This window comes from Rhodococcus wratislaviensis (genome assembly GCF_900455735.1).
GTDB classification, from domain to species: domain Bacteria; phylum Actinomycetota; class Actinomycetes; order Mycobacteriales; family Mycobacteriaceae; genus Rhodococcus_F; species Rhodococcus_F wratislaviensis.
In genome coordinates this window covers 82,356-103,974 of record NZ_UAUI01000028.1, presented here as the reverse complement: position 1 = coordinate 103,974, position 21,619 = coordinate 82,356, and the positions used below count along the sequence as shown (strand labels likewise).

Genomic DNA, 21,619 nt, shown 5'->3' with positions numbered 1-21,619 from the left:
GACGGCGACCGGCGCGCTCATGTGATCGCACCTTGAAAGGCGAGTCGCATAACCGACTCCTCGGTGGCATCCGCCCGCGAGAGCTCGCCTACTGTTCGTCTGCCGCGCATGACCACAATGCGGTCCGAGGCGCCGAGAAGTTCGGGAAGCACGGAAGACACCATGATGATCGCGATGCCGTTGTCTGCCAGTTCGCGGATGAGTCTGTGCACTTCGGCTTTCGCACCGACATCGATGCCGCGGGTCGGTTCGTCGAGCAGCAGGACGCGTGGGTTGGTGGCCAGTACCTTCGCGAGCGCGACCTTCTGCTGGTTGCCGCCGGACAGGGCGCCGACCGGCAGCGAGGTGCTCGCCGCCTTGATGCGGAGTTCTCGGAAGAACTTGTCGACGATCTTGGTGCCGCGTCTGCGCCGCAGCCACGGTCCGCTGCTCATCTGCGCGAGACTGGCCAGCTCGATGTTGGAGCTGATCGGCAGGCCGAGGTGGAGGCCCTGGTCCTTGCGGTCCTCGGGGACGAGTCCGATCCCGCACTCGATCGCTTCGTGCGGATGGGAGGCGGTGTATTCGGTGCCGTCGAGCATCATCGTGCCCGCCGTGATTCGTGTTGCACCGAAGATCGCTTGCAGCACCTCGGTGCGTCCGCTGCCGACCAGTCCGCCGATGCCGAGGATTTCTCCCGGCGCGACGTGCAGGGATGCCGCTCGCACTCCGGGTGCTTCGATCCCGGTGACGGTCAGGATCGGATCGGCGGACGACGGAGGTGCGCTGGTGTGCCCGTGATACAGTGCGCCGAGATCGCGGCCGATCATGTGCTTGATCAGGGAGTCTTCGGTGAACTCGGCGGTCGGTGCGGTGATGATGTGCCGGCCGTCTCGCAGCACGGTGATGGTGTCGGAGTATTCGAGTACTTCCGGCAGGTCGTGACTGATCAGGACCACGGCGGTGCCGGCATCTCGTAGCTCGCGGAGCAGTCCGAGGAGCCGACGAGAGTCGTCGTGCGGAAGCGACGAGGTCGGCTCGTCGAAGAATACGACCCGTGCGTCGAGAGCGATGGTGCGGGCTATCTCGACGAGCTGTTGTTCGGCGATAGACAACCGGCCGGCGTCCTGACGGGGATCGATCGAGAGACCGACCCGGGCGAGGTAGCGCGAGGCGTCGATCGACAGGGCCTTTCGATCCACGAATCCCCAGCGCGACGGTTCGGCACCGACCAGAACGTTCTCGGCCACCGACACCGAACCGATCACCGACAGTTCTTGGTGCACGATCGCGATTCCGTGTTCGGCGGCGTGCGCCGGGCTCTTGATCGACACCGGATTGCCGTCGAGGAGGATGTCGCCGTCGTCCGGTGTCGCGAAACCGGACAGGATCTTCGACAGCGTCGATTTGCCAGCGCCGTTCTCCCCGATCAGGGCGTGGATCTTTCCGGGCTCGAGTGCGATCGATACATCCTCGAGCGCCGAGACACCCGCGTAACGCTTCGAAATTCCGCGTGCTTCGAGGAGTCCGGTCCGGACGGCGGTGTCGACGGTCATTCGCCCGGCTCCCCTCGGGTGACTCGGTCGAGCATCACGGCGGCAACGACGACGGCGCCGGTGACGATCTGCTGCCAGTAGAACGGGACGTTCATCAGGGTGAGACCGTTACCGAGAACCGCGATGACCAGCGCGCCGAGGAACGTGCCGGCCAGTCTGCCGCGCCCCCCGAATAGGCTTGTACCGCCGACGACGACCGCGGCGATGACATCAAGTTCGAAACCGACGCTTCCTGCCGGTTGCCCGGAGGACAGCTTCGCGCTGAGTATCAGGGATGCCACGCCGGCACAGAATCCTGCGAACACGAAGGCGAACAACAGAACTCGCGAGACCCGGATCCCGGACAGGCGTGCGGCTTCCTTGTTGCCGCCGACCGCGTAGATCCGCCTGCCGATCTTCAGCCGGTGAAGGATCACGTACCCGACGGCGAAGGTGACGCCCATGATGATGACCGGCACAGGAACCGGCCCGACCTTGCCGATGCCGATCTGCGTGAATGCGGAGTTGTTGATCGAGATGGGGTAACTGTCGGTGATCAGCAGGGCTATTCCGCGCAGAGCCGTCAGGGTCGCGAGCGTGGCGATGAATGCGGGGACCTTCGCTACCGTCACGAGAATCCCGTTGAGCAATCCGCAGCCGATCGCGGCGACCAGGGTGATCGCAACGGCCGCGCCCGCTGCCATGCCGGTCGACAACGTTGCGTGCTGGAGATACAGCGCGGCGACGCTGCCTGTCAGGGCAACGATCGATCCGACCGAAAGGTCGATTCCGGCAACGAGAATCACGACGGTGGCACCGACTGCCGCGATCGCGGTGATGGACACTTGCTGCAGAACGTTGGTCAGGTTGTTGGCTGTGATGAAGTTCGGCGCCTGGACCGAGAAGAAGGCAACGAGGAGGATCAGGGCAACGACGGGGCCGAGCTGGGCGAGTTGCTTGACCGCGTTGCCGTCGAGGATGCGTGCCCGCGGGGTGTCGACGGGTGCCGACGGTGGCTTCGACGGGCTTGGCACGGATGTTGTGGTTGTCATGAGGACTCCCGAGTTCAGAAAGCGGGTTGCGTGGTTGCGGTGTCGTCCTTGGTCACCAGATCCTCATCCAAGACCTTGAACTGCGGAACTTCCTCGCCGCGAAGGTACTTGACGATCTCCTCGACGAGGATGCCGGCGGTGGGCTTGTGAATGACGGTGGCGAGCGTCTGTCCGCTGTCGATCGCGGTGAACATGTCGGTCTCGCCGTCGGCGCCGACGACGTCGACTCCAGTTCGTCCGCTGGACTGCAGTGCGGCGACTGCGCCGAGTGCCGCCTCGTCGTTCGCGCCGAACACCAGGTCGACGTCGGGGTTCGCGGCGAGCATGTTCTGGGCGGCCTTCTCGGAATCAGCGCGGCGGTAGTTGCCGGGCTGCTCGGCGACGATGTCGAACGTGCATGCCCGCAGCAGGGGAAGCATGAACGCTCCGACCCGGGCATCGCTCGACGCATCCCCGGGGATTCCGGAGACAACGGCTACCTTGATGTCTTGTTGTCCCGCATAGTGTTCGACGACCCATTCGCCGAGTTGGCGACCTTCAGTGGCGTAGGGTGCCAGCACCTGGGACGCCGGCTTCACTCCCAGCATGCCCTTCTGTGTGAAGAAGTACGGCACCCCGGCCGTGGAGGCCTGCGACAGGACGGCGTTGAGTCCTTCGGTGTTCGCGGGCATCATCATCAGCGCATCCGTGCCCTGCGCGACGGCGGTCTGGATGTCGTTGAACTGCTGGTTGACGTCGTCATTGGCGCTGATGACGTTGATCTCGACGCCGAGGTCGCGGGCAGTCTCCTCGGCGAGTTGCTTCTGCTTGACGAGGAAGGGGTGGCTGAGTCCTTCGATCGAGAACGTGATCTTGATCGGGTCGTCGGCGCGCTTCGGCTCGGGGTTGGTGTTGGTTCCCTTGTCCGAGTTCGCGGCAGCGATTCCGTACAGGTTGCCGGCGAGCTTCTTCTGGATGTCTGCGATCTGGTCGTGGTTCTTGGCGCATCCGCCGTCGTCGATGACGACGTCGGCAACCGAAGCCTCGACAGCGGTGGCGTTGTTGTCGACGCTCGAGCTGCACGCGGTTCCGGCAACGAGTATCGCGGCGCAGGCAAGCGCGGGAATCAGAGCACGGGATTGCTTCATGGGGTTCCTTCTGGCGGAGGTGCCTACTCGGGGCATGTTTGTTCGACCGCTGTGTTTGCAGCGGTGGAGGTGGCAAGTACGTTGTGCGGTAGAGCTACTCGGTGCTAGTCGATGGGGAGGAGCGTGTCGGCGCCAATGGAGGGGCGTCTGATTCGGGAGAGTTCGGCGGTAAGTTTCGAGGCGGTGTCCAGCACGAGATCGGCGAATCGCGAGCGAAGGTCGGATTCGGTGACACGGAAGATCGGGCCACCCACACAGATCGCCGCGGCCACGGCGCCGGTCGCATCGAACACGGGAGCCGCGATGGAGCGCACTCCGAGCTCACGCTCTTCGAGGCTGAGTGCGAATCCGTCGCGTCGAACGTCCTGCATCACTCGATGCAGTTCTTCCGTGTCGGTGATAGTCGAGTCGGTGTATCGGGTCAGGTCCAGTTGGTCGATGATCCGATCGCCGACTCCCGACGGCAGAAACGCGAGGATCACCTTGCCCTGACTGGTGGCGTGCAGCGGAATCTGTTGCCCCGGTTCGCCGTACATTTGCACGGAATGCGACGAAGCCATACAGACGAGGTAGGTCAACCGCAGGCCGCGTCGAACCGACATGAACACCGTCTCCGTCGTGGCGTCACGCAGCTGCGCAAGCAATGGCCTACCCAGTTCCTCGAGCGCGTAGCGATCTACGCCCTCACCCGCAAGAACCTGAATCTGCGGACCCGGCGAGTACTTACCCGACGCACCGTCTTGGACAGCGAACCCGCGCTCGCGAAGAACACGCAGCAGTCGGTGCGCGGTAGGGACCGTCAGATCGGTTGCCTTTGCGATGTCTCCTGCCGTGATTCCTTCGGGGTGGAGGGATACTCGAGTCAGGACGTCGAGAAGTCGATACGCACTCTGCGCTCCGGGCGTTTCCATATTGTGGACCTCAATCCATAGTGTGGAGTGGGGTAAATGTAATCCACATCACTAACGCCAGTCAAGGGTTGAACCCCACAACAATGCCCAGTGCAGAAGGATGCGTCCGAATAGGTACGAGCGTTGGATGTGTTCGGAGGCAGGACATTTGAGGCTCAAAGTACGACGAGGAGCCCCAGCGGGCGCACACGCCCGCTCGGGCTCCTCGTCCTGGAAGCTCGCAGCAATCGCTGCGACACGATCAGTCGACCGACGCCGACTTCTTGAACGCAACGACGGCCTGACCAGAAATGACGGCCGTACCCGTGTCGACGTCGGTGATCTCCAGGTCGAAATGCGCTCGGCCTGTCCGCCGATCAGTCTCAACGCAGGTCACGGTGGCGTCGACCACCGAGTTGACGAACGTCGGCGCGTGGAGTTCGAACGTATAGCTCTTCGAGACTCCGCCGGGAGCGACGAGCGATGTCAGCGCCGACTGGACATAGCCGGCGACCAACATCCCATGCGCGACCCGTTTTCCGAACGGCGTCGATGCGGCATACTGCGCGTCGACGTGGATCGGATTGCGGTCGTCCGACAGGTCGGCGTAGGCATCCACCGCACCCGCATCGACCACGAACCGTCGAGTCGCAGTATCCCCCACCGTCAATGATGCAATCGTGACGATCTCTGCAGTCACGACGCCCGGCCCGTCTCGGTGATGACGAGAACCTCGGCATCGGCGCAGACCTGAACACTTCTCATTGTTTGCATAGTGGCTCCCGTGAATCCTGCGGGGTGTCGACATTGCGCCACGCTGAGCGGAACGCCGAACCGCCGCGCCAACGAGCGGGACAGATTGCTCCCGGCCTGGGCCCACTCTTGTCGCGGGCGCCCGAACTCACCGTAGAGGGCAGTGGGGACAACGTCAAGAAATCGCTTACCGCACGTGGCCAACCGCGCCACGTAGCCACCACCGGGCGACGGCCGTGGATCCGCGCCCTCACGGCCGAGCTGCAGCCCGACCCGCACGGAAGCCGGAAGTAGGTGTTTTGGATCGATCCAGTCCTGTTTCCGCAGATGACCGGCCAGATGACCGATCGACATCCGGAAGGTACTGCGAACTGCGAGAACTAGCGCTTGGATCGATCCAGGTTCTCGTGTATGTTCTGTATCGCAGGTCACACTGGACGAGAGAAAGGGTCGAGGTCATGGGGCGAGTCACACTCTCCGACGTCAGCCGCCACGCCGGCGTGTCCCGATCGACGGCGTCTCTTGTCCTCAACGACAGCCCGAGCGTCGCGCCGGAGACCACACGCCGTGTACGTGAGGCGATGAAGGCACTCGGATACGTCTACAACCGGCACGCCGCGATGCTTCGCAATCCTCGGTCGATGACCCTCGGCCTCGTAGTCACCGAGGTGCAGAACCCCTACTTCGCCGAACTCGCCATGACCCTCGAAGACGTCGCCGACCGCGCCAACTACGCCGTCTTCATCGGCTACAGCCGCGACGACCCCACCCGCCAGCGGCGTCTACTCGACCGGCTCGTCGAACGCAGCATCGATGGATTGATCCTGCTCCCCGCGGGCGACACCCAGGCCTCGGACATCGACGACCTGCTCGCGGCGAGCGGCATCCCGCTTGTACTCCTGGCCCGACACTTCGACCTCCGCCACGACTACGTCGGCGCCGACAACGTCGAAGCCGGACGACTGCTCGGCCACCACCTGCGTTCGATGGGTGCACGGACCGTGGCCATGGTCGGCGGCCCCCAGCACACCTCGGCACGCCGCGAGCGCGAGCAGGGCTTTCTGGCCGCCATCGCCGGATCCGACATGACCATGTACCCCACCGACGGACTGTTCGGGGAGGCGACCCCGGACGGCGGCGCCGACGCCACCCGCCGCCTGCTCGACCGCGGCGAGATCCCGGACGCGATCGTGGCCTACAGCGACATCGTTGCCGTCGGCGTCTACGCCGAACTGACCCGACGCGGCCTCGAGCCCGGCCGCGACATCGCTGTCGGCGGCTTCGACGACATCGCCGGTTCCGCTCACCGCACGCCGCCGCTGACCACCGTCGCCACCTTCCCCACCAAGATCGGGGAGAAGTGCGGCGAACTGATCCTCGAACGCCTCGGCCAACCTCAGACGCCGGACGGCGCTACTGCCGCCACTCCGTACAGTCACCAGCTTGTCGAGCCTGCGCTTCGAGTGCGCGCCTCCACCGCCGCCTGGCGTCCTCGCCGCGGGTAGGCACACCTCACTCCGGATACCGCCCTACCAACCGCCTCGACATGACCAAAAAGTAAGCGCTTTCACAGCTAGGAGCCAGATGATGCACACCCCCCGCGTACTCACCGCCCGCCAGGCTGCCGACCTCGTCGAGGACGGCGACATCGTCACCGTCAGTTCCTCATCGGGACTGGGCTGCCCAGACGCGGTGCTCGCCGGCCTCGGACAGCGGTACGTAGAGACGCAGTCACCGACGAACCTGACCAGCGTGCACCCGATCGCGGCCGGTGACATGTGGGGTATCAAGGGCATCGACCACCTGACGCACAATGGGATGCTCGCACGCGTGATCGCCGGCTCCTACCCATCCGGACCCTCGTCGGCGGAGCCGCCCCGAATCTGGCAGATGATCGAGAACAACGAGGTCGAGGCATACAACTTCCCCTCTGGTGTGCTGTTCCAATTGCACCGCGCGGCCGCCGCCAAGCAGCCCGGCGTGCTGACCAAGGTCGGCCTCGACACCTTCGTCGACCCCCGGATCAGCGCCGGCCGGATGAACACCATCACCCCGGACGCCTTCGTCCGCGTCCACGAACTCGACGGTCAGGAGTGGCTGTTCTACGACGCACTCGTCCCGAATGTCGCGATCATCCGCGCCACCACCGCCGACACCCACGGCAACCTCACCTTCGAGGAGGAGCCGTCCCCGCTCGGCGCCCTCGACCTCGCCTACGCAGCCCACAACAACGGCGGCATCGTCATCGCCCAGGTCAAGTACCTGGCCGAGGGCGGAAGCCTGAGCCCGCAGGCGGTGCAGGTGCCGGGCATCCTCGTCGACACCCTCGTGCTCGCGCCGGATCAGCTGCAGACCACCCAAACCCCGTACGACCCAGCCATCTCCGGTGAGCTGCGCCGCCCGCTGAGCACTCTCGAACCGGTGCCGTTCACCCTCGAGAAGATCATGGCCCGCCGCGCCGCAACCGAGCTGCAGTCCGGCGAGATCGCCAATCTCGGCTTCGGCGTCTCGGCCCTGGTTCCCCACGTCCTGGTCGAGGAGGGGCTCGCCGACGCGGTGTCCTGGGTGATCGAGCAGGGTCCGGTCGGCGGTGTTCCACTGTTGGACTTCGTCTTCGGGGTTGCACAGAACCCGGACGCGATCATGCAGAGCTCGGACCAGTTCACTCTGCTGCAGGGCGGCGGCTTCGAGCACACCCTGCTCTCCTTCCTCGAAATCGATCGACACGGCAACGTCAACGTGCACAGCCTCCCCAAGCGCCGGCACGTCACCGCCGGCGTCGGCGGGTTCGCCGACATCACCTCCGCTGCACCGTCGATCGTGTTCGTCGGCTCCTTCACCGCCGGCCGCCGCGACATCGCCATCGAGGACGGCGCCCTGCATATCCGGGCCGACGGACCACACACCAAGTTCGTCGAGGAGGTCGACTCCCCCACGTTCTCCGGCACACGCGCACTCGCCAACGGCCAGAAGGTCCTCTACGTCACCGAACGGGCCGTCCTCGAACTGCGGCCCGAGGGACTGACCGTCATCGAGATCGCGCCCGGCGTGGACCTGCAGCGCGACATTCTCGACAAGTCCGAGTTCGATCTGCTCGTCGACCCGAACCTGAAGACCATGGCGCCGGAGCTGTTCTCCCCGCGCGCGCAGGGCCTGACCCTCGCCCCACTGCCCGCGCACCCGCGCGTGCAGGCACTGCAGAGCTGACCACACTTACCGAGGAACTTTCCATGAACACCACTGAGATCCACCAGAACGTCGGCCGCATCAACGTGAGCTGGAACCGTGCCGGCCGGGTCGCGACCATCTTGATCGACCGACCGCGCAAACTCAACGCCCTCACCCTCGAGCTGCTCGACAACCTCTACACTGAACTGCGGGCCATCGAGAACTCCGACGCCCAGGTGGTGTTGTTGAAAACCGCCGGAGACAAGGCGTTCTGTGTCGGCGCCGACATCACCCAGTTCGCGCAGTTCACCCCCGCCCAGATGTGGAAACGCTGGATCACCGAAGGCCACCGGGTGTTCAACTTTCTCGCCCAGTTGCGCCAACCGACGATCGCGGTCGTCGACGGGATCGCCGTCGGCGGCGGACTCGAACTCGCCCTCGCCTGCGACCTGCGAGTCGGCGCCACCACCGCCCGCCTCGGACTCCCCGAAACCAGCCTCGGAACCATTCCCGGGTGGGGTGGCACCGAGCGTCTCACGCACGTAGTCGGGGCCGCGCGGGCCAAGGAAATGATCTTTACCCGCCGCCAACTCGACGCCGAGACGGCGCTGACATGGGGGCTGTTGACCGCGGTCTCCGACCGTGACAGTCTCGCCACCGACGTCGGGGTGATCGTCGACCGGATCCTCGAAGGTGCCCCCGCCGCTGTGCAGGTGAGCAAGCAGCTCGTCGACGCGGCCGCCGTCGGCGCCCCGTCCGTGATCCTCGAGGCCCTTGGCAGTGGGTTCACCGCGTCGACCGATGATTTCGCAGTCGGGGTCGCCGCCTTCCAGAACAAGACCACCCCCGTCTTCACCAACTCGTAAGCCCCTCAGTCCTTCTCGCTACTCAGCAGATCCCTCGACCGGATTGGCACACTATGACCCTCAATCCACACTCACCGTCCACGGCTGGTCCCGAAGCCCACACGGATATCCCGGTGGTCACCACGAAAGACCTACGCAAGGCAGCGTGGGGCGCATCCGTGGGAAGCGCCCTCGAGTATTACGACTTCGCCCTGTACAGCCTGGCGTCCGCGCTGGTGTTCGGGCCGCTGTTCTTCCCGAGTGAGAACGCCTCGACCGGGCTGGTCCTGAGTTTCGCGACGTACTTCATCGGCTTCGCCGTTCGCCCCCTCGGCGGGGTGTTCTTCGGACGGCTCGGTGACCGGCTGGGCCGCAAGTTCGTGCTGATGGCCACCATCATCATGATGGGCGTCGCCAGCACCTGTATCGGTCTGCTGCCGACCTACCACGGTAGCGAAGGCGACTGGTACTCCGGCGGCGTGGGCATGCTCGCCCCGATCCTGCTGATCCTTCTACGCATCGTCCAGGGTCTCGGCGCCGGCGCGGAGATGGCCGGCGCTTCGATCCTGATGACCGAGTACTCCCCGCCGAACAAGCGCGGCTTCTACGCGTCGCTGCCGTTCCTCGGTGTGCAGGTCGGCACCGTTACCGCGGCCCTGGTCTACTTCCTCGTCTACCGCGGCCACAGCGAGATCACCGACACCTGGCTGTGGCGGGTGCCGTTCCTGGCGAGCGTCGTCATCCTCGGCGTCGCGATGTACCTGCGGGTCAACCTGAAGGAGTCGCCGACCTTCGAGAAACTCGAGGTCCGCGATCAGATCGACGAGCGGCCGCTGCACAACCTGCTCGCCCACTCCCGCCCGTCTCTGTTGCGGGGCATCGGCCTTCGCCTCGCCGAGAACGGCTCGTCCTCGATGTACCAGGCTCTGGCGGTCGCCTACGTCACCAGCGCCGCGGTCGGCATCAAGGGACCGATCGGTGCCCTCTCGCTGGTGTTCGCCGCGTCCCTCGGCGCGATCGTGATCCCGATCGCCGGCAAGCTCTCCGACCGGTTCGGCCGGGTCAGGACCTACCGCGCCTTCGCCTACTTCCAGTTGGTGTCCGCGTTCCCGATCTGGTGGGCACTGAGCCAGGGCAGCGTGGTGCTGACCATCGTCGTCATCTCATTGGCGCTCGGGATCGGGACTTGGGGAATGTTCGGCTCGCAGAGCGCATTCATGTGCGAGCTGTTCGGCTCCCGACAGCGCTACCTCGGCGTGTCGGTGGCCCGTGAAATTTCCGCGGTGCTCTCCGGCGGTATCGCACCGCTGATCGGCGCCTGGATCATCGCGATGGTCGTCGCCACTGACGGCGGCCCGGACGTCCCCGGCGCCGGACTGGGGTCATGGGTGTTCATCGCCGGATACCTGTGCATCCTGACGCTCATCACCATCGGCACCACGTACATCACCCCCGACCCGATCAACCGCGACCTGGACGACCCACGCGACGCCATTGCCGCCGACCGCAGCTGAATCAGCGAGAAGCGACCTCAATCGCGGAGGACCGATACCCACCGAACCGAGGGGCTTCTCCCTGCCCGACGTGTCGGCCGTGACGCCGGAGCTGTCCGACATCCCGTAACCGTCTATATGCGTCGCGCGCATGAGTTATAGGCAAATCGTTCACTGGACCGCAATGGTTGCGGGTGCTTAACGTGACCTGACCCACATAAGCGCTTATGAACGATTCCTCATCGCACGCGTACGTATGACGTCGCGATGCCGTCCAGCGGAGGCCCAGATGACAGTGCCGACTCGAGTACCGAACACAACGGGAAACAAGGTTCCTCCCACCGTGGACAAGGAGCGTTTACCCAGCCGCACAAGGACACAAGCCATCGGCCTCCTCGTCGGCGGCATCGGGTTCGTCGCCCTACTCGTGATCCCGACGGGGTTGAGTGGACCCCAGCAACGGCTGGCAGCGATCTTGATTCTGGCCGTGGCGTTTTGGATCACCGAGGCGCTCCCGCTGGCGGTGACGTCGCTCCTCGCGATCGGACTCGCTGCAACACTCGGTATCGCGGACAGTCCCGATGGCGGCAACGGGAGTGATCTCGTTTTCTCCTCGTTCTCCTCCTCGGTCATCTTTCTGCTGATCGGAGGTTTCCTTTTCGCCAAGGCGATCAACGTGCACGGCCTCGATGCCCGGTTCGCGCTGCGTGTGCTTACCCTGCCGGGGGTCGCGAAGTCTTCCTATCGCGTGATCGTGGCCTTCGGGTTCATCGCCTTGGTGATCTCCGCATTCGTATCGAACTCGGCGACGGCGACGATGCTGTTGCCGATCGGGTTGGGTCTGATCCGCACGCTCAACCCCATCATGTCCCCAGGGGATACTGATTCATCCGCGCCCAGGCAGACCCGATTTGCGACCGCTCTCATGCTGATGATCGCGTATGCAGCGGCGGTTGGCGGCATGTTGACGCCCATCGGAAGCCCAGCCAATCTCGTCGGCATCGGTTACATCGAAAAGCTCACGGGCAGCTCCATCGGCTTCCTGCAGTGGACAGCGGCAACAGCCCCCATCGTCGCAATCATGTTCGTCATCTTGTGCGTCGTCATCATCTCGATGAATCGCCCGGAATGCCGCGCTCTGCCCGACCTCGACTACCTGCGTCACGAGCGTGCGCAACTCGGCCGACTCTCGACAGGTGAGCGCAGCACGCTGTTCGCCTTCTGCCTGGTGTGTGCGGGATGGTTGACCCCGAGCGTTGTCTCGCTGACGTTCGGCGTCGACTCCTCGATCGCGACCTTCGTTGCCGGCCACCTCGACGACGGCGCGGTAGCAGTGATTGCGGCGACCCTGCTGTTCGTTCTGCCCGGGAGCAAAACCGGCGCGAGGGTTTTGAACTGGGAACAGGCGGTGCGAATCGACTGGGGAGTGATTGTCCTGGTCGGCGCAGGCATCGTACTCGGCGGTCTGTTGTCCTCGACCGGTCTCGCGGATCTCGTCGGTGAGACACTCAGCCAGAATCTAGGCTTTCCGAGCCTGTTCGTGATCACTCTCTTCGCTGTCGCAATGGCGATCCTGCTGTCCGAGACCACGAGCAATACTGCGGCTGTGGCAATAGTCGTGCCCATCGTCGTGCCCATCGCGATGGCGGCCGGCATCAATCCGGTAATTCCTGCTGTTGCCAGCGTCTTCGGCGGATCGTTCGGATTCATGCTTCCGATCGCCCAGATTCCCAACGCAATTGTGTACGGCTCCGGTTTCGTTCCGATCAAACGGATGCTTCGTACCGGCTCGGTGTTCGACCTGGTCGGTTGCATCCTGATCGCTATCGGTGTCGTCCTCTGGCTTCCGCATCTCGGCCTGGGCTGACTGCCGGACACCGGCCCCGTGGAGCTTCAACTCCGCGGGGTCTCCGCCATGGAAATGACATGCTCGAGGAAAGCGTGCGCAGCGGCAGGCATATAGCGGCTGGTAACTCGTGCAACCCCGACGACGCGGCTGGCGTCGACATCGCTGATCGGTACCTCTATGGGCAACCCGACCTGATGTGTGTCGGGAGAGGGAGGGAGAACGGCGACACCGAGGCCGGCTGCCACCAGGCCGCGGACGGTGGGCACGTCGGCAGCTTCGAACACGATTGTCGGGGTGACACCGACTTCCTCGAAGAGCTCATCGGTGATCTGCCGAATTCCGAAGCCGCGCTTCAGCGTAACTACCGGAACCTCTGCGAGGTCGGCCAGTTGCACAGTGTCCGCAGTGGCCAGTCGATGGTCTTCGGGAACAGCCAAGATCATCGGCTCCTTCCACAGTGGTACCCATTCCACACCAGGCACTTGCGGGTCGGGAGCTGTCAGACAGAGGTCCACCGAGCCGTCCTGAAGCATCCCGACAACGGACCCTGCCCCGCCCTGTGACAGCTGGAAGCGCACATTCGCATGAGTCCGCCGGAACTCTCGAAGCAGGCGAGGGACCAGGATCGGTCCGACAGAGGGTATGAACGCCATCGTCACGATCCCGCGATTCGGATCCACGGCGTCGGTGATCTCCGACCATCCTGTATCGAGCGCTTTGAAGGCTTCCTCCACGCGGGCCCGGAAGATCTCGCCGTACCGGTTCAGTCGTACCGTTCGTCCGACACGATCGAACAGCGGAACTCCCAGTTCGTCTTCCAAACGTCCGATGGCACGGCTCAGCGCCGATTGCGACATGAATCTATTCTCGGCGGCTTGCCCGAAGTGCCCGAACCGCGCTGCAGCGGAAAATGCCTCCAGATCACGCAGTTCCATACAGGCAACGCCCACAATCAATGTGTGTCATGCATCGAGTTTACGGGCATTGATCACCTCGGCGCACCTATCCGTGACAACTTCGGGTCACGCTTCTGGTCGGAGCTGAGGGTGTCGCAGCGTCAGATCGTGCAGATATTGCGGTCCCGTGCGGCGAGCGACGTCGACGAAGCCTGCGACGAGAGGCGACTGTTGGCCGGCGCGCCAGGCAAGCGATAGCGGGCGGTGCGGGAGCGGGTCGTGGAGTGGAACGAACCGGACTCCCTGGCGGCTGAGATTGATGAACGATGTAGGCAGCAACGCCACCCCCGCACCGGAGGCAACGAGCGCCAGAATGGTTTGAATGCGCGGAGATTCCTCGACGACGGGTGGCTGGATCCTGTGTTGCCGGAACAGCTCGACCACATCGGCGAAGGTGGTCGGCGCTGCGGCCCGCGTCCACAGGATGATGGGTTCATCGGCCAGTATCCCGGGGTCTATTCTCCCGCGGTCAGCGAGAGGGTCGTCATCGCACACGACGGCCGCGAGCGGGTCGTCGATCAGCGTCTCCACAGTCAGCGTCGGTTCGTCCACGGGCCCACGTAGGAAACCGACGTCGAGTCGATGTTCGGTGAGCTGAACGATCTGATCCGCTGTACCCAGTTCCGCGAGTTCGAGTTTGACGTCCGGGTACGCACGACGGTGGGCACGCATCACATACGACAACACCCCATCGACGGCAGCTTGCAGGGCGCCGATATGCAGATGCCCCAGGTGCCCGGTGGCGGCCCGCCGTGCTGCGGCGAAGGCTCGTTCCCCGTGCACGAGCGAGAGGCGAGCCTCCTCGAACAGGGCATGACCGGCATCGGTGAGTTCGATCGGCCGCCGTGAACGATCGATGAGCTCGACCCCCAGCTGGTGCTCGAGCTTACGGATCTGCTGACTCAGCGGCGGTTGCGCCATATGCAGCCGTTCGGCTGCGCGTCCGAAGTGACGTTCCTCGGCGACCGTGACGAAATAGCGGAGTAATCGCATCTCCGGATCATTCATATACACAGAATATAATAGGTGACCAAACATGTCTTGGACTGTGATGGTGTAGCGGACTTACGGTTGGCCTAGGTAATTCAGATCTACCCAGGAGGACAACCGAAATGACTGCCGTACAACCCCGCATCGACCACAACGACCTGGTCGAGCATTACTTCAACCAGCCGTGGAGCGACGGACTGCCAGTCGTTCCCCCAACACCAGAGCGAGTCGCGGCCGTGGTCGAGGCACTCGGCGGCAATCCCCAAACCCTCGAGGCACGAATCCCGCCGCGATGGGGCAGCCTGACCCGCGAACTCCTCGCAGTCAACATGGTGATGGCCGGCTGCAAGCCGGAATATGCACCCGTCGTGCGCGCCGCAGTACTCTCCCTGGCGGACACCCGCTTCAACCTCAACGGAATCCAGGCCACCACCCATGTCGTCTCGCCGCTGATCGTCGTCAACGGTCCGATCGCTCGCGAGATCGGCATGAACTCCGGGGGGAATCTTTTCGGCTCCGGCAACCGAGCGAACGCGACCATAGGCCGGGCAGTGCGACTGATCATGCTCAGCGTCGGCGGGGGCATCCCCGGTGAACTCGACAAGAGCACCCTCGGCCATCCGGGCAAGTACACCTTCTGCATCGCCGAGAACGAAGAAGCCAGCCCCTGGGCTCCCTACCACGTCGAACACGGCTACGCCCCGGAGGACAGCACGGTGCTCGTCATCGGCGCCGAAGCCCCCCACAGCGTGACCAACCACATCTCCGATGACCCGCAGGGCATCTTGGACTCCATCGCCTCGGCCATGAGCACGATCGGTCACAACAACGCCGTGCTCGGCGGCTCCTGCACCGTCGTCCTCGGCATCGAACACGCACGCACGATCGCATCCTTCGGATGGACCCGCGACGACATCCGCCGGTACCTCTGGCTCAACGGAACCAATGACTGGGACAAGGTCAGCTACGGCAACCGCTACGCCCCTCCCGGCGGAACCACCTACAACCGCAACCTGCCGAAGTGGTATCCGCGCCAGTCCGGCCGACAGGTGCCGATCGTGTTTACGCCCGACGACATCCATCTGTTCATCGCGGGCGGCGCGGCCGGTCGATTCTCGGCCTTCCTGCCCGGATGGAGCACGGCGACAACGCCGGTGCTACGAGCCGTCCACGACGACACCGTGCCGACAGGCGACCCCGGCGGCCTCGAATGCTCGGACGGCTCCTGCCGCCTGTAGCTCCCCCGACCGCTCACAACACAAGATCTGACAGCGAGGAAAGAACGATGAACGATGGTATTTACGACCCCCGAGGTGTTGTCGAGGTGGAGGCCTCTCCCCTGGCAACCCGGCCGAACAGCGCAGATGGCCTTCGTCTGGCAGTGCTGAGCAACACGAAGTGGAATGCTGCCAAACTCCTGCGTGCCACCGTGCGGGCACTCGAGCAACGGGGCGTGACGTTCGCTTCCGTCGAGTATTACGACAAGGAGCACTTCTCCTCAGACGCAAGTGCTGAAGTAATCAACCGGATTGCCGCCGAAAACGACATTGCGCTGACTGCAATCGGCGACTGCGGTTCCTGCTGCTCCGCGTGTGTCACCGACGGTGTTCGCCTCGAACAGGCCGGACTGCCCACGGCGGTCATCGTGACCACCGAGTTCGAGCACGAAGCCCGCCTACAGCGCGACGCACGTGGAATGGCGGACCTCGAGCCCGTCGTGATCACCCACCCGATCAGCAGCCTGACTCTCGAGCAGCTCGAAGGCCGCGCCGCCGAAGTCGCTCCTCAGGCCCTCGATATCTGGTTGACAGGAACGCCCACCCGGGCCACGCGGACCGCGACGACGTCCTCCGTCTAGCAAGGCCGCGGTGGGGTGCCCAGCAGCCAGGCACCCCACCGCATCTCGAAATCCCACGGCGCTGCACCCGCCCCGGGACCGGCGGACCTCGGTCTGTCAGCCCGAAGGCATGGGTGGCGCTGTCACTACCGGCAGCGAGCACGTACGCACCGATCCAAGGAGACGACATGACCAACCCTCCGCTCTCTCGCCTACTGGTAGCGGACTTCTCGCGAGTCCTCGCGGGCCCGTTCTGCACGATGACACTGGGCGACCTGGGCGCCGAAATCATCAAGGTCGAACGCCCCGAAGGGGACGACACCCGGGCCTGGGGTCCCCCGTTCGTCGACGATCAGAGCACCTACTACCTCGGCGTCAACCGGAACAAACGCAGCATCGTGCTCGATCTCCGCGACCCGGACGATCTCGAGGTCGCCAGGACCCTCGCCGAGCACGCAGATGTTCTCGTGGAGAACTTCCGACCCGGCACCATGGCGGGGTTCGGATTGGACGAAACCACTATTCGCCAGGCCAACCCCGAATTGGTGTACTGCAGCATCTCAGCGTTCGGTGCCGGAGCCGGCCGCGAACTCGCCGGCTACGACCTCCTCGTGCAAGCACTCGGCGGGCTGATGAGCATCACAGGACCCGATCAGAACTCACCGACGAAAGCCGGCGTCGCTCTCGTCGACGTGCTGGCCGGCCTCTTCGCCACGGTCGGAATATTATCCGCGCTCCACGAACGCGAAAGGTCCGGAGTGGGCCAGCGCGTGGAAGTGAACCTCATGTCGGCACTGCTGAGCGCATTGGCGAATCAGTCTTCGGGATACGTTCTGGCGGAAAAGATTCCCCACGCCCTCGGCAACGGGCATCCCAGCATCGCCCCCTACGACACATATGCCACCGGCGGAGGCGCTCTCGTACTCGCTGTGGGCACGGACCGACAGTTCAGCGACCTCTGCTCCACTCTGGATTTCCCTCAATTGGCTCGAGACGATCGCTTCACCACCAACGAACTTCGAGTCCGGAATCGACAAGCTCTACGCGAAAGCCTAGAACGAGCGTTGGCACCGCACCCAGCGCACCATTGGACTAAAGCATTGACAGCACGCGGGGTGCCCGCCGGCGCGGTCAACGACATCGCGGATGCCTTCCATCTCGCCACCGAACTCGGCCTCGAACCCGTCACAAACACCGCCGACGGCGACACCCGACTCGGACGCCAAGTAGCCAACCCCATCAGCCTGTCGGCCACACCGGTCACGTACCGAACCCGGGCACCGCACCTGGGCGAACACAGCACCGACATCCGAAGCTGGCTCGAAGAACTCGAATCCCGCCGCGAAACCGCATGACGAAGGACCACTCATGACCACCACCGAAGACCTGATGCAGACCACTCCCCCGCCGCTGAACGCCCACGACTTCCTGAACATCGACGCCTCGCTGTCCGATGAAGAACGACTCATCCGCGACACCGTCCGCGGATTCGTCCGCCGCGACCTGCTCCACCGACTTCCCGACGCCTACGACAACGCATACCTGCCCGACGACTTCCCCCGAGCTGCAGGAGAACTGGGTCTGCTAGGCATGCACCTGCGGGGCTACGGCTGCCCCGGAACCAGCGCGGTCGCCTACGGGCTCGCCTGCCTGGAACTCGAAGCCGGCGACAGCGGCCTGCGTAGCTTCGTCTCCGTCCAGGGATCACTCGCGATGTTCGCGATCTGGCGCTACGGCAGCGAGGAACAGAAGCAGACGTGGCTACCGGCGATGTCGGAAGGCAAAGCAATCGGATGCTTCGGACTCACCGAACCCGATGCCGGCAGCGACCCGTCCGGGATGCGCACCACCGCCCGCTTCGAAGACGGACAATGGGTACTCAACGGCAGCAAGATGTGGATCACCAACGGCGGCAAAGCCCACGTCGCCGTCGTGTGGGCGAAGACCCCCGACGGTATCCGCGGCTTCGTGGTCCCTCGCCACACCCCCGGCTTCTCCACCCGCGACATCAAACACAAAATGTCGCTGCGCGCATCCACCACCTCGGAACTCGTCTTCGAGGACTGCAGGCTCCCCACCAGCGCCGCACTCCCCCAGGCCACCAGCCTGCGTGCCCCCCTCTCGTGCCTGACCGAAGCCCGATACGGGATCATCTGGGGAGCAGTCGGCGCAGCGAGGGCCTGCTACGAAGCGGCGCTCGACTACTCCACCACGCGCACCCAATTCGGCCGGCCCATCGCCGGTTTCCAGCTCACCCAGCGCAAACTCGTCGAGATGCTCACCGAGGTCAACACCTCACTCATGCTGGCACTCCACCTCGGCCGACTCAAGGACGCCGGACAACTCCACCCCCAGCAGGTCAGCTTCGGCAAACTGCACAACGTGCAGAGCGCCCTCGACGTGGCCCGCAGCGCCCGCACCATCCTGGCAGCCAACGGCATCACCCTCGAATACCCGGTGATGCGGCACATGGCCAACCTCGAATCCGTCCTGACCTACGAAGGAACCGGCGAAATCCACACCCTCATCGTCGGCCACGCCATCACCGGCGTTGCCGCCTTTCACTGACTCGGAGCAACCATGAACTCCCCACGCGACGTCATCATCATCGGCGGCGGGCCCGCCGGTTACACCGCCGCCATCTACACCGCCCGCGCAAACCTGCACCCGCTGGTCTTCGAGGGCACCCAATACGGCGGCGCACTCATGCAAACGACCGAGGTCGAGAACTTTCCCGGCTTCGTGGAAGGAATTCAGGGACCGGAGCTGATGGACACCTTGCGCAAGCAAGCCGAACGCTATGGTGCGGAGCTGATCGCCAGGGACGTCTCCACCGTCGACCTGGGTGACGAGATCAAGCGCGTCTCCACCGATGATCGTCAGTACACGGCCAAAACCGTTGTCCTGGCGATGGGATCGGCCTACCGCGCCCTCGGGATGCCCAACGAGAAACGTCTGTCCGGGCACGGAGTGTCCTGGTGCGCCACCTGTGACGGCTTCTTCTTCCGCGATCAGCACATCGCAGTGATCGGCGGCGGAGACTCCGCGCTGGAAGAAGCGATGTTCCTGACCCGGTTTGCGGCCAGCGTGACCGTGATTCACCGCCGGGACACACTGAAGGCCTCGAAGATCATGCAGGAACGCGCGTTCGCAAACTCCAAGATCCGGTTCCTGTGGAACAGCGTCGCCGAGGACGTGATCGGCGTCGAGCAGGTTGCCGGACTCGTGGTGCGTGACACGGCCACCGATCAACTTTCGACGTTGCGCGTGACCGGGGTGTTCATCGCGATCGGGCACGATCCGCGCAACGAGCTCGTGCATGGACAAGTCGCACTCGACGATGCCGGATACGTCCTGACCGAAGGACGAACCTCGCGGACGCCGGTGTCCGGTGTGTTCGCGTGCGGCGACCTCGTCGATCACACCTACCGGCAGGCGATCACTGCGGCCGGCAGTGGCTGCAGTGCAGCACTAGACGTCGAACGGTATCTGGCAGCTGCCGGATCTCACTAGGGGGAATTTCGTATGAAGATCTTCGAGGCGTGTGCAGATTCCCTTCTCGGGCACGGCGTCGATGTGATGTTCGGGCTCATGGGTGACGCGAACATGCTGTATGTCGCGAACTACCGTGAGCGTGGAGGCCAGTTTGTCGCCGTCGTGCATGAGAGCAGCGCGGTCGCTATGGCGGACAGCTGGTCTCGGAGCACCGGACGGGTCGGCGTCGCCACGGTCACTCATGGCCCCGGACTGTCCAACACCATGACGTCATTGATGGAAGCAGTCCGCAGCCGCAGCCAAGTCCTACTCCTGACCGGGGACACACCGGCGGAACCGACCCACTTTCAACGGATGGACATCAGTTCCTTCGCACAGGCAGCGGGAGCGGGATACGAGAAGGTGCATCGGCGGGAAACCCTCGGTCGTGACCTCAATCGAGCGTTCCAACGGGTGGTCGCCGAACGCAGACCGGTCGTACTGAACATTCCGGTCGACTTGATGCTCGAAGACGCGGGCTACCAATCTCCGGTCTCCCCCGCGATACACTCCTCGCCCTCGGTTCCGGCAATCGACGACCTCGATGCCGCGCTCGGCCTTGTCGCGAGCGCCAAACGCCCGATCGTCCTCGCCGGCTACGGCGCCGTGTTGTCGCGGGCCGACGAAGCACTGCGCGCTCTCGCCGAGACACTGGCCGCCCCGGTCGCGACGTCTGTGCTGGCCAAGGACATGTTCCGTGGGCACCCCAGCAACCTCGGAATCTGCGGCAGCCTCTCCCACAGCGTGGCCGCCGCAGCCATCGCCGAATCGGATCTGATCATCGCGTTCGGCGCGAGCTTGAACGTCTACACCACCTTCCACGGCGAACTTCTGGCCGACAAACATGTCGTCCAGGTCGACATCGATCCAGGCCGCTTCGGCTGGTACCTACCCGCCAGCGAATACATCGCCGGCGACGCCGCCGTGGTCGCCGACGCGATCCGGGAAGCTCTCGACGCGATAGACCACACACCCTCACACCCGGGATGGCTGCAGTCGGTGCAGCAGAACCTGGTCGACTATTGCGCTGAGGCCGAGTACAAGGACCACACAGCGGTCGACACGGTCGATGTGCGAACTGCCTGCCTCAGACTCGACGACGTGCTGCCGTCCGACCGAACGATGGTCAGCGATATCGGCCGCTTCACGAACGCTGTCTGGCCACGCATCGAGGTGCCCGACGCGCGGCGTTTCACCACCATGGGAGGCTTCGGCGCAATCGGACTCGGTCTCGCCGGCGCAATCGGTGCCGCGATCGCGCGTCCCGACGAGTTGACCATCGCCGTCGTCGGCGACGGAGGATTCATGATGCACCTGGCCGAACTCACAACCGCGGTCCGACTCCGGTTGCCCGTCCTGGTCCTCGTCTTCAACGACAACGCCTACGGTGCCGAGCACACCAAACTTCAACGCTACGGTGCCGATCCGGACCATTCCCTCAATATGTGGCCAGAATTCGGGCCCATCGCCGAAGCGATCGGCGCTGGATCGATGTCCGTTCGGAAGATCGAGGAGCTCGACGAACTCCGGCACATCACCCACGATCTCCGAGGACCATACGTGGTCGACATCAAGCTCGACCCCGAGGTCGACATCCTCGCCTGACCAACC

Annotated in this window: 18 protein-coding genes; 11 read left to right on the top strand and 7 right to left on the bottom strand. The window is 64.3% G+C overall.

Annotated features, from left to right (window positions below):
* Positions 1–17: 17 nt before the first annotated feature.
* The 5 genes from DTA22_RS33935 to DTA22_RS33915 all read right to left on the bottom strand — a co-directional run bounded on the left by DTA22_RS33935 (position 18) and on the right by DTA22_RS33915 (position 5,391).
* Positions 18–1,535 carry a sugar ABC transporter ATP-binding protein gene (locus DTA22_RS33935; protein WP_112302327.1) on the bottom strand — a complete coding sequence of 506 codons (1,518 nt, stop codon included), beginning with the start codon at positions 1,533–1,535 and terminating at the stop codon, positions 18–20.
* Positions 1,532–2,566 (bottom strand): ABC transporter permease, encoded by a 1,035-nt coding sequence (locus tag DTA22_RS33930; RefSeq protein ID WP_112302326.1) that lies wholly within the window; start codon positions 2,564–2,566, stop codon positions 1,532–1,534. Before DTA22_RS33930 ends, DTA22_RS33935 begins: the two co-directional genes overlap by 4 nt.
* Before the next feature lie 14 nt (positions 2,567–2,580).
* Positions 2,581–3,693, bottom strand: a complete 1,113-nt coding sequence (locus tag DTA22_RS33925) for a substrate-binding domain-containing protein (RefSeq protein ID WP_037227704.1) — start codon at positions 3,691–3,693, stop codon at positions 2,581–2,583.
* A 104-nt stretch (positions 3,694–3,797) separates the two neighbouring features.
* Complete coding sequence (locus tag DTA22_RS33920) at positions 3,798–4,604, bottom strand: IclR family transcriptional regulator (RefSeq protein WP_052032901.1); 807 nt, start codon at positions 4,602–4,604, stop codon at positions 3,798–3,800.
* A gap of 241 nt (positions 4,605–4,845) precedes the next feature.
* A complete protein-coding gene (locus DTA22_RS33915; protein ID WP_112302325.1) occupies positions 4,846–5,391 on the bottom strand; it encodes a MaoC/PaaZ C-terminal domain-containing protein in 546 nt (181 codons plus the stop codon).
* A 403-nt stretch (positions 5,392–5,794) separates the two neighbouring features.
* Here DTA22_RS33915 and DTA22_RS33910 point away from each other — a divergent pair, with 403 nt between their 5' ends.
* From DTA22_RS33910 to DTA22_RS33890, 5 genes are all read left to right on the top strand, one after another.
* Positions 5,795–6,841: a LacI family DNA-binding transcriptional regulator gene (locus tag DTA22_RS33910; RefSeq protein ID WP_037227706.1), complete on the top strand. Its 1,047-nt coding sequence runs from the start codon at positions 5,795–5,797 to the stop codon at positions 6,839–6,841.
* 79 nt (positions 6,842–6,920) lie between these two features.
* Entirely contained in the window at positions 6,921–8,543 is a 1,623-nt protein-coding gene (locus DTA22_RS33905) for an acyl CoA:acetate/3-ketoacid CoA transferase (protein ID WP_245973287.1), read from the top strand.
* A 23-nt stretch (positions 8,544–8,566) separates the two neighbouring features.
* Positions 8,567–9,370 carry an enoyl-CoA hydratase/isomerase family protein gene (locus DTA22_RS33900; protein WP_037227709.1) on the top strand — a complete coding sequence of 268 codons (804 nt, stop codon included), beginning with the start codon at positions 8,567–8,569 and terminating at the stop codon, positions 9,368–9,370.
* Positions 9,371–9,423: 53 nt separating this feature from the next.
* Positions 9,424–10,863, top strand: coding sequence for an MFS transporter (locus DTA22_RS33895; protein WP_112302324.1), 1,440 nt, complete (start codon positions 9,424–9,426; stop codon positions 10,861–10,863).
* Between the two features lie 322 nt (positions 10,864–11,185).
* Positions 11,186–12,709: an SLC13 family permease gene (locus tag DTA22_RS33890; protein WP_160118542.1), complete on the top strand. Its 1,524-nt coding sequence runs from the start codon at positions 11,186–11,188 to the stop codon at positions 12,707–12,709.
* A gap of 26 nt (positions 12,710–12,735) precedes the next feature.
* Here the strand turns inward: DTA22_RS33890 and DTA22_RS33885 are convergent, their stop codons facing one another.
* Both DTA22_RS33885 and DTA22_RS33880 read right to left on the bottom strand, forming a co-directional pair.
* Positions 12,736–13,626: a LysR family transcriptional regulator gene (locus DTA22_RS33885; protein WP_037227715.1), complete on the bottom strand. Its 891-nt coding sequence runs from the start codon at positions 13,624–13,626 to the stop codon at positions 12,736–12,738.
* Positions 13,627–13,713: 87 nt separating this feature from the next.
* Positions 13,714–14,685: a LysR family transcriptional regulator gene (locus DTA22_RS33880; protein ID WP_112302322.1), complete on the bottom strand. Its 972-nt coding sequence runs from the start codon at positions 14,683–14,685 to the stop codon at positions 13,714–13,716.
* A gap of 74 nt (positions 14,686–14,759) precedes the next feature.
* Here DTA22_RS33880 and DTA22_RS33875 point away from each other — a divergent pair, with 74 nt between their 5' ends.
* From DTA22_RS33875 to DTA22_RS33850, 6 genes are all read left to right on the top strand, one after another.
* The gene (locus DTA22_RS33875; RefSeq protein WP_112302321.1) at positions 14,760–15,875 is read left to right on the top strand and encodes a hypothetical protein; all 1,116 of its coding nucleotides are present in this window, start codon (positions 14,760–14,762) and stop codon (positions 15,873–15,875) included.
* Positions 15,876–15,922: 47 nt separating this feature from the next.
* Positions 15,923–16,495 (top strand): UGSC family (seleno)protein, encoded by a 573-nt coding sequence (locus tag DTA22_RS33870; RefSeq protein WP_052032905.1) that lies wholly within the window; start codon positions 15,923–15,925, stop codon positions 16,493–16,495.
* Between the two features lie 167 nt (positions 16,496–16,662).
* Positions 16,663–17,829, top strand: a complete 1,167-nt coding sequence (locus DTA22_RS33865; protein WP_112302320.1) for a CaiB/BaiF CoA transferase family protein — start codon at positions 16,663–16,665, stop codon at positions 17,827–17,829.
* A 13-nt stretch (positions 17,830–17,842) separates the two neighbouring features.
* Entirely contained in the window at positions 17,843–19,042 is a 1,200-nt protein-coding gene (locus DTA22_RS33860; RefSeq protein ID WP_245973289.1) for an acyl-CoA dehydrogenase family protein, read from the top strand.
* Positions 19,043–19,054: 12 nt separating this feature from the next.
* Positions 19,055–19,987 carry a thioredoxin-disulfide reductase gene (trxB, locus tag DTA22_RS33855; RefSeq protein ID WP_037227720.1) on the top strand — a complete coding sequence of 311 codons (933 nt, stop codon included), beginning with the start codon at positions 19,055–19,057 and terminating at the stop codon, positions 19,985–19,987.
* A gap of 12 nt (positions 19,988–19,999) precedes the next feature.
* Positions 20,000–21,613, top strand: coding sequence for a thiamine pyrophosphate-binding protein (locus tag DTA22_RS33850; RefSeq protein WP_112302319.1), 1,614 nt, complete (start codon positions 20,000–20,002; stop codon positions 21,611–21,613).
* Positions 21,614–21,619 lie beyond the last annotated feature (6 nt).